Source organism: Burkholderia ubonensis (assembly GCF_902833085.1).
GTDB classification, from domain to species: Bacteria; Pseudomonadota; Gammaproteobacteria; order Burkholderiales; family Burkholderiaceae; genus Burkholderia; species Burkholderia ubonensis.
In genome coordinates this window covers 217,356-232,108 of sequence record NZ_CADFEB010000012.1, presented here as the reverse complement: position 1 = coordinate 232,108, position 14,753 = coordinate 217,356, and the positions used below count along the sequence as shown (strand labels likewise).

Below are 14,753 nucleotides of genomic sequence, written 5' to 3'. Positions count from 1 at the left end.
CTCTCTACCCTAGCAACGCGCCAATTTCGTGCGCCATCGCGGCGCGTCGCACGCACATGGTGCTTACTTTGCAGCGGCCGCACTGGCGAGATAGCGCTGGTGCAGCGCATCGACCTGCGCGGCGAGCGCTTCGGGCGTCGTCGCGTCGTTGACGATGACGTCGTCGGCGGCGGCGAGACGGGCTTCGCGCGTTGCCTGCCGCGCGATGATCGCCTCGACCTGCTCGCGCGTGAATCGGTTGCGGTGCATCACGCGCGCGATCTGGGTCTCGACGTCGCAGTCGACGACGAGCACACGATCGACGCGCGATTTCCAGCTACCGGATTCGACGAGCAGCGGCACGACGAACATCACGTACGCACCCCGCGCTTCCCGGCCTTCGCGGTCGGTCTCCGCCCGGATCAGCGGATGCGTGATTGCCTCGAGGCGCCGTCGCGCGGCATCGTCGCTGAAGATCAGCGTGCGCATCTTCGCGCGGTCGAGCGAGCCGTCCGCCGCGACGAAATCCGGGCCGAACGCCTGCCCGATCGCGGGCATCGCGAGCCCACCCGGCGCCGTGATGCGATGGGCGATCAGGTCAGTGTCGACGATCGACGCGCCGCGGGCCGCGAACAGGTCGGCCACGGTGGTCTTGCCGCTGCCGATTCCGCCGGTGAGTCCCACTGCAAGCATGTGTCAGCCTCCGAGCGCCGAATAGAAAGGGGTGCCGAAAAACAGCGTCGCGGCGCCGCCGGCCGCGAGAAACGGGCCGAACGGAAGCGGCTCCTCGAAACGCATGCGGCCGCGCCACGTCGCGACGAGCCCGACGATCGCGCCCGTCACCGCCGCGAACAGCACGACCTGCGGCAACGCGGCCCAGCCCATCCATGCGCCGAGCGCGGCGAGCAGCTTCAGGTCGCCGAAGCCGATGCCCTCGATGCCGCGCAGCCACCTGAACAGCCAGTAGATCGACCACAGGAACAGGTAGCCGGCCATCGCGCCGATGACGGCCGCGCGCAGCGACGCGAACGTGCCGCCGAGGTTCAGTGCGAGCCCGGCCCAGAGCAGCGGCAGTGTCATCGAATCGGGCAGGTAGCCGGTCTGGATGTCGATCGCGCTCATCGCGAGCAGCGCGGCGCACAGTCCGAATGCGGCGAGTGCGGCCATCGTGGGGCCGAACGCCGCGAGCGAGCCGGCGGCGAGCAGCGCGCCCGCAAGTTCGATAAGCGGGTAGCGCGCGCCGATTGCGTGGCCGCACTGCCGGCAGCGTCCGCGTTGCAGCAGGTAGCTGGCGAGCGGGATGTTCTCCCACGCGCGCAGCACGTGGCCGCAATGCGGACAGGCGCTGCGCGGGCGCCACAGATCGTAGCGCGGCGGATAGCCGTCGTCGGACTCCGCGTTCGTGCCGGTGGCCTCGGCGATCTCGGCCTCCCACGCGCGCTTCATCATGACGGGCAGCCGGTGGATGACCACGTTGAGGAAGCTGCCGACGCACAGGCCGAGCACGACGGCGAATGCGTACTGCGCGGCGGGCGGCAGCATCGCGAACGCGGACAGCGCGGTCACGGGCGAATCGGGGGCGGCGTACAAGGGTTCGGGCGTCATGTTGCGGGGCGGTCGGACAAATCGGCGACAGATTCGGTAGCGATGCTACACCACGTTGCCGAGCTGAAGGATGGGCAGATACATCGCGACGACGAGGCTGCCGACCAGCGCACCCAGCACGATCACGATCAGCGGTTCGCCGAGCGCGGCAAGCGTATCCAGATGCGCGTCGAGCTGGCGTTCGCACAATGCGGCGATGTCGGTAAGCATCGTGTCGAGCGCGCCGGTTTCTTCCGCGACGGCAATCGGCTGAACGACGTCGTCCGGAAAGCAGCCGGCCGCATGCATTGCGTCGGCGAGCCGTGCGCCGCGCAGCACGCGCGCGGCGATGCGCGCGGTGGCCTGCTCGAACACCGGATGGCCGGCGGTGCGCTCGAGCGTCGTGAAGGCGTCCGCGAGCGGCACGCCGGCCCCGAGCAGCGTGGCGAGCGACCGGCACCATCGCGCGGCCGCGAAGCGGCTCAGCATCGGGCCGACGAGCGGCATGCGCAGCAGGTGCCGGGACAGCGAGAGGCGCAGCGCGGGCGAGTGCCGGATCGCGTGCCGCGCGGCCAGGCCGGCGGCCACGACGCCGGCAAGCAGCGGCGTGCCCCATGCGGCCGTGGCGGAAGCGAGCGCGAGCAGCATGCGTGTCGGCGCAGGCAGCGCGGCGCCGAAACCGTCGAAGATCTGCCGGAAGGTCGGCGCGACCCATAGCATCAGCGCGATCGTGATCGCGAGCGCGAACAGGATCACCGCCACCGGATAGGCGAGCGCGGCGCGCAGCTTGCGCCGCTGCGCGTCCGCGCGCTCGCGGTGATCCGCGATGCGCGCCAGCACCGGGCCGAGCGCGCCGGACGTCTCGCCGATCTCGATCAGCTGGCGATACAGCGAGCCGAATTGAGACGGGTAGCGGGCGAGCGCGGCGGCAAAGCGCCGGCCGCCGACGATTTCCCGTGCGAGGCCGGCCGCGATGCGCGGCATGCCGTCGGGCCCGCGGGTGCGCGCGAGCATCTCGAGCGCCGGCGCGAGCGGCAGGCCGGCCTGCAGCAGGCTGGCGAGCTGCTGCGTGAAGCGCGTGATCTCCCGGGTGCGGGCCGTCGGCGGCCGGGCCGCGCCGCGCGCATCGAGCGACAGCACGGTGATGCCGGCGCGCGCGAGCGTCGCGCGTGCGCCGGCGGGGTCGAACGCGACCACGGTGCCGCGGCGCGGCGCACCGTCGGGGCGGCGGCCGCGCCACGCGAAGCGGGTCTCGCGCGGCGGCGTGTGCGCGTTCATGCGTCGGGCGTGGCGGCGAGCGCTTCCGCCAGGCTCGTCGTGCAGTCCCGCACGCGCGCAAGCGCGGCATCGCGCAGGTTGCGCACGCCTTCGCCGGCCGCATGGCGGGCGAGTTCGCCGACGCTCGCGCGCGCGACGATGTGTTCCGCAAGCCCGGGCGACACCGGCATCGTCTGGTGGAGGCCGATGCGGCCGCGATAGCCGATGCCATGACAGGCGGGGCAGCCGCGCGCGACGAACGGCCGCCACCCGGACGCGAGCGCCGACGCGTCGCAGCCGGCTTCGCGCAGCACGCGCGGCGGCGCGTCGGACGGCGCGCGGCAAGCCACGCAAAGACGGCGCACGAGCCGTTGCGCGGTGACGAGGCGCAGCGCCGCCGCCAGGTTGTATGGTGCGACGCCGATGTCGAGCAGCCGCGAGATCGCGGCCGGCGCATCGTTGGTATGCAGCGTCGACAGCACGAGGTGCCCGGTTTGCGCGGCCTTGATCGCGACGTCGGCCGTCTCAGCGTCGCGGATCTCGCCGACCATGATGACGTCCGGGTCCTGCCGCAGCAGCGCGCGCAGCGCGGTCGCGAAGGTCAGCCCGGCTTTCTCCGCGACGCCGACCTGATTGATGCCGTCGAGCTGGATCTCGGCCGGATCCTCGACCGTGCAGACGTTGTGCGCGTCGCGATCGAGCATCTGCAGCGCGCAGTAGAGGGACAGTGTCTTGCCGCTGCCCGTCGGCCCGGTGACGAGCACGAGCCCGTGCGGTGCGCGTATCGCCGCCTCCATCGCGCGCGCCTGCAGCGCGTCGAAGCCCAGGCGCGCGAGCGTGAGGTCGGGCGGCAGCGTTTCGAGCCGGCGCAGCACGAGCTTTTCGCCGAACAGCGTGGGCAGCGAGCTGACCCGGTAGTCGCCGCGCCGGCCGCCGGCGAGCGCGACGCGCAGCCGGCCGTCTTGCGGGATGCGGCGTTCCGCGATGTCCATGCGCGCGAGCACCTTGACCCGCGTGACGAACGCATCGCGCAGGTGAAGCGGCGGCCGTGCATGTTCGTGCAGCACGCCATCGACGCGCAGGCGGATCCGCCAGCCCGTTTCGAACGGCTCGACATGGACGTCGGAGGCTTCGCGGGCGCACGCGGCGTGCAGCGTGTCCGTCAGCAGTCGCACGGCCGGCGCGTCGTCGAGCTGGGCCGCGTCGAGCGGGCGGGAGTCGGATGAGGGCGCGGAGCCGAGAGCGGCGGGCATCCCGCCGGAAGGTGTGAACAGCATGCATGCCGGCGCGTTGGCCGCCTGGTTACCGTGACCGTTGCATGGTCGCGCGACAGGGGCTGCGCCGGCAGTCGGCCATCCGGCTAACGCGTGGCGAGACTGCGCGCGCTGCGCGCCGGGCGCGGCCTGAAGAGCTTGACGGTGCGGACCGCCTGGTCGTCGCTGCGCATCACTTCGAGCATCACGTCGCCGATCTTCAGGCACACGTCGTCGTCGGGAATGTCCTCGAGGACTTCGAGGATCAGCCCGTTGAGCGTCTTCGGCCCATCGGTCGGCAGCTTCAGGTGCAGCCAGCGGTTCAGCTCGCGCAGCGGCATGCTCGCCGCGACGATGCATTCGCCGTGCTCGTCCCAGCCGCCTTTGCGCTCGCTGCGCGGCATCGAGGTCGTGAACTCGCCGATCAGCTCCTCGATGATGTCCTCGGGCGTGACGAGACCTTCGAGTTCGCCGTATTCGTTGACGACGAGCGCGGTGCGCTGGCGGCTTTCCTGGAAATACTGGAGCTGCTGCACCACCGGCGTGCCCGACGGCACGTAGTACGGCTCGGCGAGCAGCGTGCGCAGCGTCTCGCGGTCGAAATCCTGGTTGTGCAGCGCGGTCAGCGTCTTGCGCACGTGCAGCACGCCTAGCACCTTGTCGATGTCGCCTTCGTAGACGACGAGCCGGTTGTGATAGCAGGTCTCGAGCTGATGCAGGATGTCGTCGAGCGGCGCGTAGAAATTGAGCGATTCGATCTGGCGGCGCGGCACCATCACGTCGTCGACCGTGATGTTCTCGAGATCGAACAGGTTCAGCAGGATGCTGCGGTGCTTGGTCGGCATGAAGCTGCTCGACTCGAGCACGATGGTGCGCAGCTCGTCGGCCGACAGCCGCAGGTCGCGGCCCTTGGCCGTGTTGATGCGCAGCACCCACAGCACGCCGTGCGCAAGTGCGTTCACGAACCAGACGATCGGCTTCAGCACGCGCATCAGCGGCGCGATGACGAGGCTCGCGGGCAGCGCGATGCGCTCCGGGAACGTCGCACCGGCGATCTTCGGCGCGATTTCGGCGAACACGATGATCAGGAACGCGACGATGCCGGTCGCGATCGACAGCGCGAAGTTGTTACGGCCGAACGTGTGCAGCGCGATCGACGTCGTGAGCACCGGGATGATCGTGTTGAACAGGTTGTTGCCGATCAGGATCACGCTGAGCAGCTGGTCGGTGCGCGTGAGCAGGCCCTGGGTGGTTTTCGCGCCGAGCGCGCCCTGGCCGGCGAGATGCTTGAGCCGATGGCGGTTGAGCGCCATCATCGCGGTCTCGGAAATGGAAAAGAAGCTGGAGCAGAGGAGAAGCAGGAAGACGGCGCCGATTTGCGCCCATAAGGGAATTTGGTCCACGCGTCGGAAAGGGCAGTGAAGGACAGGGATGGAGGGACTATAGCAGAGGCCGGTGGCAGGGGCGTGTCGCGCCGGCTGCATGGGTTGCGCGGCGCGCAGGCAAAAAAAAACCGTGCACCTCGGTGCACGGTTTTTCACAAATCTGGTCGGGGTGAGAGGATTCGAACCTCCGGCCTCTACGTCCCGAACGTAGCGCTCTACCAGGCTAAGCTACACCCCGATTTGGACTCTTCCGACTTCGCAGTCTTCTTCAAGACCGCTGCGTCGTCGAGCAAGAACATAACTATAACAGCGCTTTTTCTGAAATGGAAGACCTTGATGAAAATATTTTTTGAGTCGTTTGTCCGGAGCGCGCTCAGGACTGCCGCGACGTCGAATACGAGCACAGCTCGAGCAGGCTTTCCTTGTAAACGGAATCCGGAAACGCGGCGATCGCGGCCGCCGCGGCCTGCGCTTCCTGCCGTGCGCATTCGAGCGTGTGGTCGAGCGCACCCGAGCGCGTGATCGCGTCGAAGATCGTTTCGAAGCGGTCGGTGCCGCCCTGTTCGATCGCCTCGCGCGCCAGCGCGGCCTGTTCGGGCGTGCCGCGCTCGATCAGGTAGATGAGCGGCAGCGTCGGCTTGCCTTCGCGCAGGTCGTCGCCGGCGTTCTTGCCCATCGCCTCGGCAGTGCCTGCGTAGTCCAGCCAGTCATCCATGATCTGGAACGCGGTGCCGATGCGGCGCCCGTACTCGGCGGCGGCGGCCTCGGTCGTCGCGTCGGCGCCCGCGAGCACCGCGCCCAGCCGGGCGGACGCTTCGAACAGCTTGGCCGTCTTGTAGCGGATCACCTGCATGTAGCGGGCCTCGTCGACGTCCGCGTCGTGCATGTTGAGCAGCTGCAGCACTTCGCCTTCGGAGATGATCGTCGTCGCTTCCGACAGGATCTCCATCACGCGCATCTTGCCGACGCCGACCATCATCTCGAACGAGCGCGAATAGAGGTAGTCGCCTACCAGCACGCTCGCGGCATTGCCGAACAGCGCATTGGCCGTCTGGCGGCCGCGCCGCAGTTCGGATTCGTCGACGACGTCGTCATGCAGCAGCGTGGCCGTATGGATGAACTCGACGACGGCCGCGAGCACGTGCCGCTGGTGCGACGTCTCGCCGAGCGCGCCCGCGACGAACAGCAGCAGCGCCGGACGCAGCCGCTTGCCGCCCGCGCCGATGATGTACTCGGCGATCTGGTTGATCAGCACCACGTCGGACGCGAGGCTTTGCCGGATGACGCGATTCACCTGCTCCATGTCGCTCGCGATCGGGGCGAGCAGGTGGGCGGCGCTGAGGGTGGGGGAGGCGGTGGACGACGACATGATCATGGAATTGGGTGATGCGGCGGATTATAAGTCGAATCCGCCGAATCCCGGTCTGTCGCGCGCGCCGTGGGCGCGATTTTGGCCGTCCGGCCGAGGGGCCGGCGCGGCAATCGTCGATCGGCTTTGACAGCGATGCTAACTCTCTGTATAATCACGCCTTTTCCGCGCGTGGTGTGCGGAAAAATGGATCCAGAGTGAGGTTCTCAATGTACGCGGTCATAAAAACCGGCGGCAAGCAGTACAAGGTTGCCGTTGGCGAAAAACTGAAAGTAGAACAGATACCGGCTGACATTGACGCTGAAATCACGCTCGACCAGGTTCTCGCAGTGGGCGAAGGCGAATCGATTAAGTTCGGTACGCCGCTGGTCAGTGGGGCTTCCGTCAAGGCCACCGTTGTGTCGCACGGTCGTCATGCCAAGGTCACCATCTTCAAGATGCGTCGCCGGAAGCACTACCAAAAGCACGGCGGCCACCGCCAGAACTACACTGAGCTGCGCATCGACGCGATCAACGCGTAAGCGCCTCGGTAAAGGAGCAATCAGATGGCACACAAAAAGGCAGGCGGCTCTTCCCGGAACGGCCGCGACTCCGAGTCGAAACGTCTCGGCGTGAAGGTGTACGGCGGCCAGGCGATCAACGCCGGCGGCATCATCGTGCGTCAGCGCGGCACCCGCATGCACGCTGGCGAGAACGTCGGCATGGGCAAGGATCACACCCTGTTCGCGCTGGTCGACGGCCACGTGAAGTTCGCGACGAAGGGCGCGGACAAGAAGCATCTGGTCATCGTTGTCCCGGCGGCTGCCTAAGTTCAGGCACCCACGGGCTTCGTAGCCGAAAGGCCCCGCAGTTGTCGCGGGGCCTTTTTTATTTTGTCGCTGCGCAAGCGCGGGCGGCCGGTCGCGGCGGTTGGCCGGACGGCCGATTGTTCAGGCGCGGCGGAGCGCGGCACAATAGCGAAAATACTGGGCGGAGTAACGAATGAAGTTCATTGACGAAGCGCGAATCGAAGTCATCGCCGGAGACGGAGGCGATGGCAGCGCGTCGATGCGCCGCGAGAAATTCGTTCCGTTCGGCGGGCCGGACGGCGGCGACGGCGGCCGGGGCGGCAGCGTCTACGCGGTCGCCGACCGCAACATCAACACGCTGATCGACTACCGTTACGCGAAGAAGCACCTGGCGCGCAACGGCGAGAATGGCCGCGGCTCGGACTGCTACGGCAAGGGCGGCGACGACATCACGCTGCGCATGCCGGTCGGCACGATCATCAACGACATGGACACGGGCGAGCTGATCGCCGACCTGACCGAGCACGACCAGAAGGTGATGCTCGCGCAGGGCGGTGCCGGCGGCCTCGGCAACCTGCATTTCAAGTCGAGCACGAACCGCGCGCCGCGCCAGAAGACCGACGGCAAGCCGGGCGAGCGGCGGATGCTGCGCCTCGAGCTGAAGGTGCTGGCCGACGTCGGCCTGCTCGGCATGCCGAACGCGGGCAAGTCGACGTTCATCTCGTCGGTGTCGAACGCGAAGCCGAAGATCGCCGACTACCCGTTCACGACGCTGGCCCCGAATCTTGGCGTCGTGCGCGTCGGGCCGAGCAAGAGCTTCGTGATCGCCGACATTCCCGGGCTGATCGAGGGCGCGGCCGAAGGCGCCGGCCTCGGGCATCAGTTCCTGCGTCACCTGCAGCGCACCGGGGTGCTGCTGCATCTTGTCGATCTTGCACCGTTCGACGAAAGCGTCGATCCGGTCGCGGAGGCGACGGCGATCGTCGGCGAGCTGCGCAAGTACGACGAGGCGCTGTACGAGAAGCCGCGCTGGCTCGTGCTCAACAAGCTCGACATGGTGCCGGAGGACGAGCGCGAGGCGCGCGTCGCGAATTTCCTCGAGCGTTTCGGCTGGGACGGCCCGGTGTTCGAGATCTCGGCGCTGACCGGCCAGGGCTGCGAGGCGCTGTGCTACGCGATCTACGACTACCTCGCGGAGCATTCGGATGCGCATCGCGCGGCCGAGGCGGAAGACCTGGCGGCGGACGTGCGCTTCCGCGACACGCCCGCGCGCGACGGGCAGACGGCATCGGACGCCGACGCCTGAGCGTCAGGTGCGCGCCGGGCGCGAGCCGCCCGGCGCCGGAATTCAATCGCGCCCGGCCAGGCCAGGCATCACATACAGGAGACAGCGCACGATGCGTTCGATCATCGCGGATTCGAAGCGACTGGTGGTGAAGGTGGGGTCCAGCCTCGTGACCAACGACGGTAAAGGGCTCGATCACACCGCAATTGGCCGCTGGGCCGCCCAGATCGCCGCGCTGCGCGACCAGGGAAAGGAAGTGGTGCTCGTCAGCTCGGGCGCGATCGCGGAAGGGATGCAGCGGCTCGGCTGGAGCAAGCGTCCGCGCGAGATCGACGAACTGCAGGCCGCTGCCGCGGTCGGGCAGATGGGGCTCGCCCAGGTGTATGAAAGCCGCTTCTCCGAGCACGGGATCCGCACCGCGCAGATCCTGCTCACGCACGCCGACCTCGCGGACCGCGAACGCTACCTGAACGCACGCTCGACGCTGCTCACGCTGCTGCGGCTCGGCGTCGTGCCGATCATCAACGAGAACGACACGGTCGTGACCGACGAAATCAAGTTCGGCGACAACGACACGCTCGGCGCGCTCGTCGCGAATCTGATCGAAGGCGATGCGCTGATCATCCTCACCGACCAGACAGGCCTGTTTACCGCCGATCCGCGCAAGGACCCGGCCGCGACGCTCGTCGCGGAAGCGAGCGCCGGCGCGCCCGAACTCGAGGCGATGGCGGGGGGCGCGGGGTCGAGCCTCGGCCGCGGCGGCATGCTGACGAAGATTCTCGCGGCCAAGCGCGCGGCGCACAGCGGCGCGAACACCGTGATCGCGAGCGGGCGCGAGCCGGACGTGCTCGCGCGTCTCGCGGCGGGCGAGGCGATCGGCACGCAGCTGATCGCGCGCACGGCGCGGATGGCGGCGCGCAAGCAGTGGATGGCCGATCACCTGCAGGTGCGCGGGCATGTCGTGATCGACGCCGGCGCGGTCGAGAAGCTGACGTCGGGCGGCAAGAGCCTGCTGCCGATCGGCATCGTCAACGTGCAGGGCGTGTTTGCGCGCGGCGAGGTGATCGCCTGCGTCGGGCCCGACGGGCGGGAAGTCGCGCGCGGGCTGACCAACTACAGCAGCGCGGAAACGAAACTGATCCAGCGCAAGCCGAGCGGCGAGATCGAAGCGGTGCTCGGCTACATGCTGGAGCCGGAGCTGATTCACCGCGACAACCTGGTGCTCGTGTGACCTGTCCGGTCCGGTGATCGTCGATACGCAAAAGCCCGCGAAACGCGGGCTTTTTGCATGGCGGCTTCGGCCGGCCGGCGCGATCAGCGCAGCTGGTTCAGTGCGGTGCGGTGATACTTGATGTTCTCGAGGATCGACTGCGTCGTGCCCAGCGGCATCTTGTTCGCGCAGAAGTAGTCCTGGTAGAGCGCCGCGTGATACGCGTTCAGCTCACCGTTCTCGATGCGGCGCCAGTCGTTCTCGACCGTGCGGTCCCAGCCGTCGTGATCCGCATTGAGACCCGCATACTGGCGCCATTCATACGTGTCGCAGCGGATGCCCTCGTAATTGACGTTGCGCGCGCCGGCCGGGCTCGTGACGACCACCGTATACCGCACGATGCCGTCGGTGCCGACCGCCAGCGACTTCGCATCGACGAAGAACTTGAGCGGCGTGTTCTGCGACACGTTGAACGACAGCAGGTCGCTCGGCGTTGGCAGCGCGGGGAGCGTGTCGACCTTGTTTTCCTTCCATTCCCCCTGACGGTCCAGCAGATAGACGAACGCGCTGTCGTCCTTGTTGGACGGCGTGTTCGAATGCGCGCAACCGGCCAGCACAGCCGCTGCGGCGATCGACGTGAGCGCGAGAGCAATCGCTTTCAATATGCATTCCTCGTAAAAAAAGGGCGCGACACCAAGGTCGCGCCCGGTCATGCAGTCCGACTTGTCATTCGCCGAGGATCAGGCGAGGAGGCGTCTCGTCGAGCGTGCTCGCTTCCACTTCGATCTCGGAACAGACCACCGATGTGTCGACAACCGTCAACGTCTGCCGGGGCTGCGACTCCACGACGCGCGGATAGCGCGGACGCGGACCCCGCGGCTTGTCTGCCCGCTGCGCCGGGCGGCGCAGGAAGCGCGACAGTTCCGTCAGCGCCAACTGATAAACATCCCGCTTGAACTCGATCACCGCATCGAGCGGCACCCAGTACTCGTTCCAGCGCCACGCATCGAACTCCGGGTGGTCGGTCGCGCGCAAGCAAATGTCGCAATCGCGTCCTACCATCCGCAGCAGGAACCAGATCTGTTTCTGGCCGCGGTAATGACCGCGTACTTCACGCTTGATGAACTTGTCAGGCACCTCGTAACGCAACCAGTCGCGAGTGCGGCCGATTATCTTGACGTGCTCCGGGTGCAGGCCGGTTTCCTCGTGCAGCTCCCGGTACATCGCCTGCATGGGGGTCTCGCCGTACTTGATCCCACCTTGAGGAAACTGCCAGGAATGCTCGCGGAGCCGCTTGCCCCAAAACACCTCGTTGCGCGCGTTCAAGAGGATGATGCCGACGTTCGGGCGAAAGCCTTCACGATCCAGCATACAACCACCTTCGAATCCTTTAAAATTGCTTTGATTATAAACAGATAACGGGCGCCGCGCACCGTAACGGAGCGAATCCGCGCCGGGCGCGCCGGTTGAACTGTCCCTGATTTGTCTGCCAAGTCATCTGCGCGATCGTTGTTCGCCGCGCGCAGCTTTTTCACCTTGAATCTTTTTCGGGCGCCCCGCCTGGGGGCGCCGTTTTTGGAACCGTCCGCATGAAAGCTTCCCGTTTCTTTATCGGCACCCTGAAAGAAGCACCCGCCGACGCAGAGATCGTCAGCCACAAGCTGATGGTGCGCGCCGGCATGATCCGTCGCGTCGCCGGCGGCATCTACAACTATCTGCCGATCGGCCTGCGCTCGATTCGCAAGGTCGAGGCGATCGTGCGCGAGGAAATGAACCGGGCCGGCGCGATCGAACTGCTGATGCCGGCCGTCCAACCGGCCGAGCTGTGGCAGGAGTCGGGCCGCTGGGAGCAGTATGGTCCCGAGCTGCTGCGCTTCAAGGACCGCAAGGACAACGAGTTCGTGATCGGGCCGACGCACGAGGAAGTGATCACCGACATCGCGCGCAACCAGATCAAGAGCTACCGGCAGATGCCGGTGAACTTCTACCAGATCCAGACGAAGTTCCGCGACGAGATCCGTCCGCGCTTCGGCGTGATGCGCGGCCGCGAGTTCATCATGAAGGACGCGTACTCGTTCGACAAGGACGCCGACGGCCTCGCCGAGTCGTATCGCAAGATGTACGACGCGTACGTGCGCATCTTCACGCGCCTCGGTCTCGAGTTCCGTCCGGTTGCGGCCGACAGCGGCTCGATCGGCGGCAACTTCTCGCACGAGTTCCACGTGATCGCCGACACCGGCGAGGACGCGATCGCGTACTGCCCGAGCTCCGATTTCGCGGCGAACGTCGAGGCGGCCGAAGCGCTGCCGCTGATCGCCGAACGCGCCGCGGCCGCCGAGCCGATGGCCAAGGTCGCGACGCCGGGCAAGGCAAAGTGCGAGGCCGTCGCCGAGCTGATGGGGATTCCGCTCGCGCGCACGATCAAGTCGATCGTGCTCGCGACCGACAACGAAGGCGCCGAACCGACGATCTGGCTGCTGATGCTGCGCGGCGACCACGACCTGAACGAGATCAAGGCGTCGAAGCTGCCGGGCCTGAACAACCACCGCTTCGCGACCGAGCAGGAAATCGTCGAGTGGTTCGGCACGCCGCCGGGCTACCTCGGCCCGGTCGGCACGAAGAAGCCGGTGAAGGTGATCGCCGATCGCACGGTCGCGAATATGAGCGATTTCGTCGTCGGCGCGAACGAGGTCGACTACCACATCGCCGGCGTGAACTGGGGCCGCGATCTGCCGGAGCCGGAAGTCGCCGACATCCGCAACGTGCAGAAGGGCGACCCGTCGCCGGACGGCAAGGGCGTGATCGACATCTGCCGCGGCATCGAGGTCGGCCACGTGTTCCAGCTCGGCACCAAGTACTCGGAAGTGATGGGCGCGACGTTCATCGACGAGTCGGGCAAGCCGCAGCCGATGCTGATGGGCTGCTACGGCGTCGGCATCACGCGCATTCTCGGCGCGGCGATCGAGCAGAACTTCGACGACCGCGGCATCATCTGGCCGGAGTCGATCGCGCCGTTCGAGGTTGTGCTGTGCCCGATGGGCTACGACCGCAGCGACGCGGTGCGCGAAGCGGCCGACACGCTTTACGCGGAGCTGGCCGCGGCCGGCATCGACGTGATCCTCGACGATCGCGGCGAGCGTCCGGGCGTGATGTTCGCCGACTGGGAACTGATCGGCGTGCCGCATCGCCTCGTGATCGGCGAGCGCGGGCTGAAGGAAGGCAAGCTCGAGTACCAGGGCCGCCGCGACGCCGAAGCGACGCTGCTGCCGGCCGACACGGCCGCGGCAACGGTCGTGGAGAAGGTCCGCGCCGCGCTTGCGCGCTAAGCCGGCCGACCGGGGGACACGGTGGAATACACCTTCCTGTCGGCCACCGTGCTCCTTCTGCTGATCACCGATCCGCTCGGCAACATTCCGCTGTTCATCTCGGCGATGCGGAGTGTGCCGCGCGAGCGGCGCGTGAAGCTGATCCTGCGCGAAGTGGGGATCGCGTTCGTGATCCTGCTGTTCTTCATGGTCGTGGGCGACCGCTTCCTGCGGATGATGAACCTCACCGACCTGTCGCTGCGCATCGGCGGCGGCATCGTGCTGTTCCTGATCGCGCTGCGGATGATCTTCCCGCATCCGGACGGCGCGCTCGGCAACGATCCGCGCGCCGGCGGCGAGCCGTTCATCGTGCCGCTGGCGATTCCGGCGCTGGCCGGACCGTCGGCGCTCGCGACGGTGATGCTGCTGACGTCGCAGGCGCCCGGCAAGATGCTCGAGTGGGCGGGCGCGCTGACGGTCACGATGATCGTCTGCGCGGTCACGCTGGTGCTGGCCGAGCGGATCCAGCAATGGCTCGGCGAGCGGACGGTCGCCGCATTCGAGCGGCTGATGGGCCTCGTGCTCGTCGCGATCTCGGTCGAGATGATGCTGGGCGGCATTCGCGTATTCGTGCACCAGCTGTAGCACGGCGACGCCCCAACGTAAAAAGCGGCGCTCCGGAAGAACCGGAGCGCCGCTTTCTTTATGCGGACCGCGCGGGCGTCAGGCGTTCGCGGTCAGTGCGCGGATCGTCGGCAGGTTGCGCCAGTAGCCCTTCGCGTCCATTCCGCAGCCGAACACGTAGCGGTCGGGCACGGCGAAGCCGCAGAAATCCGGGTGCAGCGGCTTGGCCTTCGTGAGCGTCTTCTCGCACAGCACGGCGGACATGAAGCGCGTCGCGCCCATGTCCAGAATGCGGTCGCGGATCGCGGCCATCGTCTCGCCTTCGTCGAGGATGTCGTCGAGCACGAGCACGATGCGGTCCTTCACCGATTCGCGCGGCGCGACGCGCCAGTGCATCTCCGGGCTGCCCTGCGTCGTGTTGCGGTAGCGGGTCAGGTGGATGTAGTCGAATTCCAGCGGGAAATCGAGATGCGGCAGCAGCATCCCGGTAAACACCGCGGCGCCGCCCATCACCGAGAGGACGAGCGGGAACGCGTCGCCGATCTCGGCGCGGATCGCTTCGGCCATCCGGGCGATCGACGCGTTGACGGCGTCCGCCGAGACGATCTCTTCGGAGTGTTCGAAAATGTGGAGGGCTTCTTCGCGGTTCATGAGTTCTGGCGGGCAGTCGGTATACAAATAAGAATGAAGCAGATCGGGCGGCGCGCGCTACAG

Annotated in this window: 15 protein-coding genes and 1 tRNA gene; 6 read left to right on the top strand and 10 right to left on the bottom strand. The window is 67.3% G+C overall.

Features of this window, described 5'->3' with window-relative positions; all coding sequences use genetic code 11:
* Positions 1-63: 63 nt before the first annotated feature.
* The 7 genes from coaE to HWX31_RS31175 all read right to left on the bottom strand — a co-directional run bounded on the left by coaE (position 64) and on the right by HWX31_RS31175 (position 6,827).
* Complete coding sequence (gene coaE / locus HWX31_RS31205; RefSeq protein ID WP_174965646.1) at positions 64-672, bottom strand: dephospho-CoA kinase; 609 nt, start codon at positions 670-672, stop codon at positions 64-66.
* Positions 673-675: 3 nt separating this feature from the next.
* A complete protein-coding gene (locus HWX31_RS31200; protein WP_174965645.1) occupies positions 676-1,584 on the bottom strand; it encodes a prepilin peptidase in 909 nt (302 codons plus the stop codon).
* 45 nt (positions 1,585-1,629) lie between these two features.
* On the bottom strand, positions 1,630-2,841 hold the full coding sequence (locus tag HWX31_RS31195; protein ID WP_175934004.1) for a type II secretion system F family protein: 1,212 nt from the start codon (positions 2,839-2,841) through the stop codon (positions 1,630-1,632).
* Positions 2,838-4,097 (bottom strand): GspE/PulE family protein, encoded by a 1,260-nt coding sequence (locus HWX31_RS31190; RefSeq protein WP_174965141.1) that lies wholly within the window; start codon positions 4,095-4,097, stop codon positions 2,838-2,840. The genes HWX31_RS31195 and HWX31_RS31190 overlap by 4 nt, the downstream gene beginning before the upstream one ends.
* A gap of 83 nt (positions 4,098-4,180) precedes the next feature.
* Complete coding sequence (locus tag HWX31_RS31185; protein ID WP_174965140.1) at positions 4,181-5,476, bottom strand: HlyC/CorC family transporter; 1,296 nt, start codon at positions 5,474-5,476, stop codon at positions 4,181-4,183.
* Between the two features lie 143 nt (positions 5,477-5,619).
* Positions 5,620-5,696: transfer RNA gene (locus HWX31_RS31180), tRNA-Pro, on the bottom strand.
* Between the two features lie 135 nt (positions 5,697-5,831).
* Positions 5,832-6,827: a polyprenyl synthetase family protein gene (locus HWX31_RS31175; RefSeq protein ID WP_010091260.1), complete on the bottom strand. Its 996-nt coding sequence runs from the start codon at positions 6,825-6,827 to the stop codon at positions 5,832-5,834.
* Positions 6,828-7,036: 209 nt separating this feature from the next.
* Here HWX31_RS31175 and rplU point away from each other — a divergent pair, with 209 nt between their 5' ends.
* From rplU to proB, 4 genes are all read left to right on the top strand, one after another.
* Positions 7,037-7,348: a 50S ribosomal protein L21 gene (rplU, locus tag HWX31_RS31170; RefSeq protein ID WP_006025184.1), complete on the top strand. Its 312-nt coding sequence runs from the start codon at positions 7,037-7,039 to the stop codon at positions 7,346-7,348.
* A 24-nt stretch (positions 7,349-7,372) separates the two neighbouring features.
* Complete coding sequence (rpmA, locus tag HWX31_RS31165) at positions 7,373-7,636, top strand: 50S ribosomal protein L27 (RefSeq protein ID WP_006476999.1); 264 nt, start codon at positions 7,373-7,375, stop codon at positions 7,634-7,636.
* Between the two features lie 172 nt (positions 7,637-7,808).
* The gene (gene obgE, locus HWX31_RS31160; RefSeq protein WP_174965139.1) at positions 7,809-8,921 is read left to right on the top strand and encodes an Obg family GTPase CgtA; all 1,113 of its coding nucleotides are present in this window, start codon (positions 7,809-7,811) and stop codon (positions 8,919-8,921) included.
* A 91-nt stretch (positions 8,922-9,012) separates the two neighbouring features.
* On the top strand, positions 9,013-10,131 hold the full coding sequence (gene proB / locus HWX31_RS31155; protein ID WP_174965138.1) for a glutamate 5-kinase: 1,119 nt from the start codon (positions 9,013-9,015) through the stop codon (positions 10,129-10,131).
* An 83-nt stretch (positions 10,132-10,214) separates the two neighbouring features.
* Here proB and HWX31_RS31150 read toward each other — a convergent pair whose 3' ends face one another.
* Both HWX31_RS31150 and HWX31_RS31145 read right to left on the bottom strand, forming a co-directional pair.
* Positions 10,215-10,772: a CNP1-like family protein gene (locus tag HWX31_RS31150; protein ID WP_230459338.1), complete on the bottom strand. Its 558-nt coding sequence runs from the start codon at positions 10,770-10,772 to the stop codon at positions 10,215-10,217.
* A gap of 64 nt (positions 10,773-10,836) precedes the next feature.
* The gene (locus HWX31_RS31145; RefSeq protein ID WP_010091266.1) at positions 10,837-11,481 is read right to left on the bottom strand and encodes an RNA pyrophosphohydrolase; all 645 of its coding nucleotides are present in this window, start codon (positions 11,479-11,481) and stop codon (positions 10,837-10,839) included.
* 218 nt (positions 11,482-11,699) lie between these two features.
* Here HWX31_RS31145 and HWX31_RS31140 point away from each other — a divergent pair, with 218 nt between their 5' ends.
* Together HWX31_RS31140 and HWX31_RS31135 are read left to right on the top strand one after the other, a co-directional pair.
* Positions 11,700-13,436: a proline--tRNA ligase gene (locus tag HWX31_RS31140; protein ID WP_174965137.1), complete on the top strand. Its 1,737-nt coding sequence runs from the start codon at positions 11,700-11,702 to the stop codon at positions 13,434-13,436.
* 21 nt (positions 13,437-13,457) lie between these two features.
* Positions 13,458-14,060, top strand: coding sequence for a MarC family protein (locus tag HWX31_RS31135; RefSeq protein ID WP_042583062.1), 603 nt, complete (start codon positions 13,458-13,460; stop codon positions 14,058-14,060).
* A gap of 78 nt (positions 14,061-14,138) precedes the next feature.
* Here HWX31_RS31135 and HWX31_RS31130 read toward each other — a convergent pair whose 3' ends face one another.
* Entirely contained in the window at positions 14,139-14,690 is a 552-nt protein-coding gene (locus HWX31_RS31130) for a hypoxanthine-guanine phosphoribosyltransferase (protein WP_042583063.1), read from the bottom strand.
* Between the last annotated feature and the right edge of the window lie 63 nt (positions 14,691-14,753).

Bases quoted from the DNA above. Each gene is read 5' to 3' on its own strand.
- coaE (WP_174965646.1), bottom strand. From the start codon at position 672: ATGCTTGCAGTGGGACTCACCGGCGGAATCGGCAGCGGCAAGACCACC.
- HWX31_RS31200 (WP_174965645.1), bottom strand. From the start codon at position 1,584: ATGACGCCCGAACCCTTGTACGCCGCCCCCGATTCGCCCGTGACCGCG.
- HWX31_RS31195 (WP_175934004.1), bottom strand. From the start codon at position 2,841: ATGAACGCGCACACGCCGCCGCGCGAGACCCGCTTCGCGTGGCGCGGC.
- HWX31_RS31190 (WP_174965141.1), bottom strand. From the start codon at position 4,097: ATGCTGTTCACACCTTCCGGCGGGATGCCCGCCGCTCTCGGCTCCGCG.
- HWX31_RS31175 (WP_010091260.1), bottom strand. From the start codon at position 6,827: ATGTCGTCGTCCACCGCCTCCCCCACCCTCAGCGCCGCCCACCTGCTC.
- rplU (WP_006025184.1), top strand. From the start codon at position 7,037: ATGTACGCGGTCATAAAAACCGGCGGCAAGCAGTACAAGGTTGCCGTT.
- rpmA (WP_006476999.1), top strand. From the start codon at position 7,373: ATGGCACACAAAAAGGCAGGCGGCTCTTCCCGGAACGGCCGCGACTCC.
- obgE (WP_174965139.1), top strand. From the start codon at position 7,809: ATGAAGTTCATTGACGAAGCGCGAATCGAAGTCATCGCCGGAGACGGA.
- proB (WP_174965138.1), top strand. From the start codon at position 9,013: ATGCGTTCGATCATCGCGGATTCGAAGCGACTGGTGGTGAAGGTGGGG.
- HWX31_RS31145 (WP_010091266.1), bottom strand. From the start codon at position 11,481: ATGCTGGATCGTGAAGGCTTTCGCCCGAACGTCGGCATCATCCTCTTG.
- HWX31_RS31140 (WP_174965137.1), top strand. From the start codon at position 11,700: ATGAAAGCTTCCCGTTTCTTTATCGGCACCCTGAAAGAAGCACCCGCC.
- HWX31_RS31130 (WP_042583063.1), bottom strand. From the start codon at position 14,690: ATGAACCGCGAAGAAGCCCTCCACATTTTCGAACACTCCGAAGAGATC.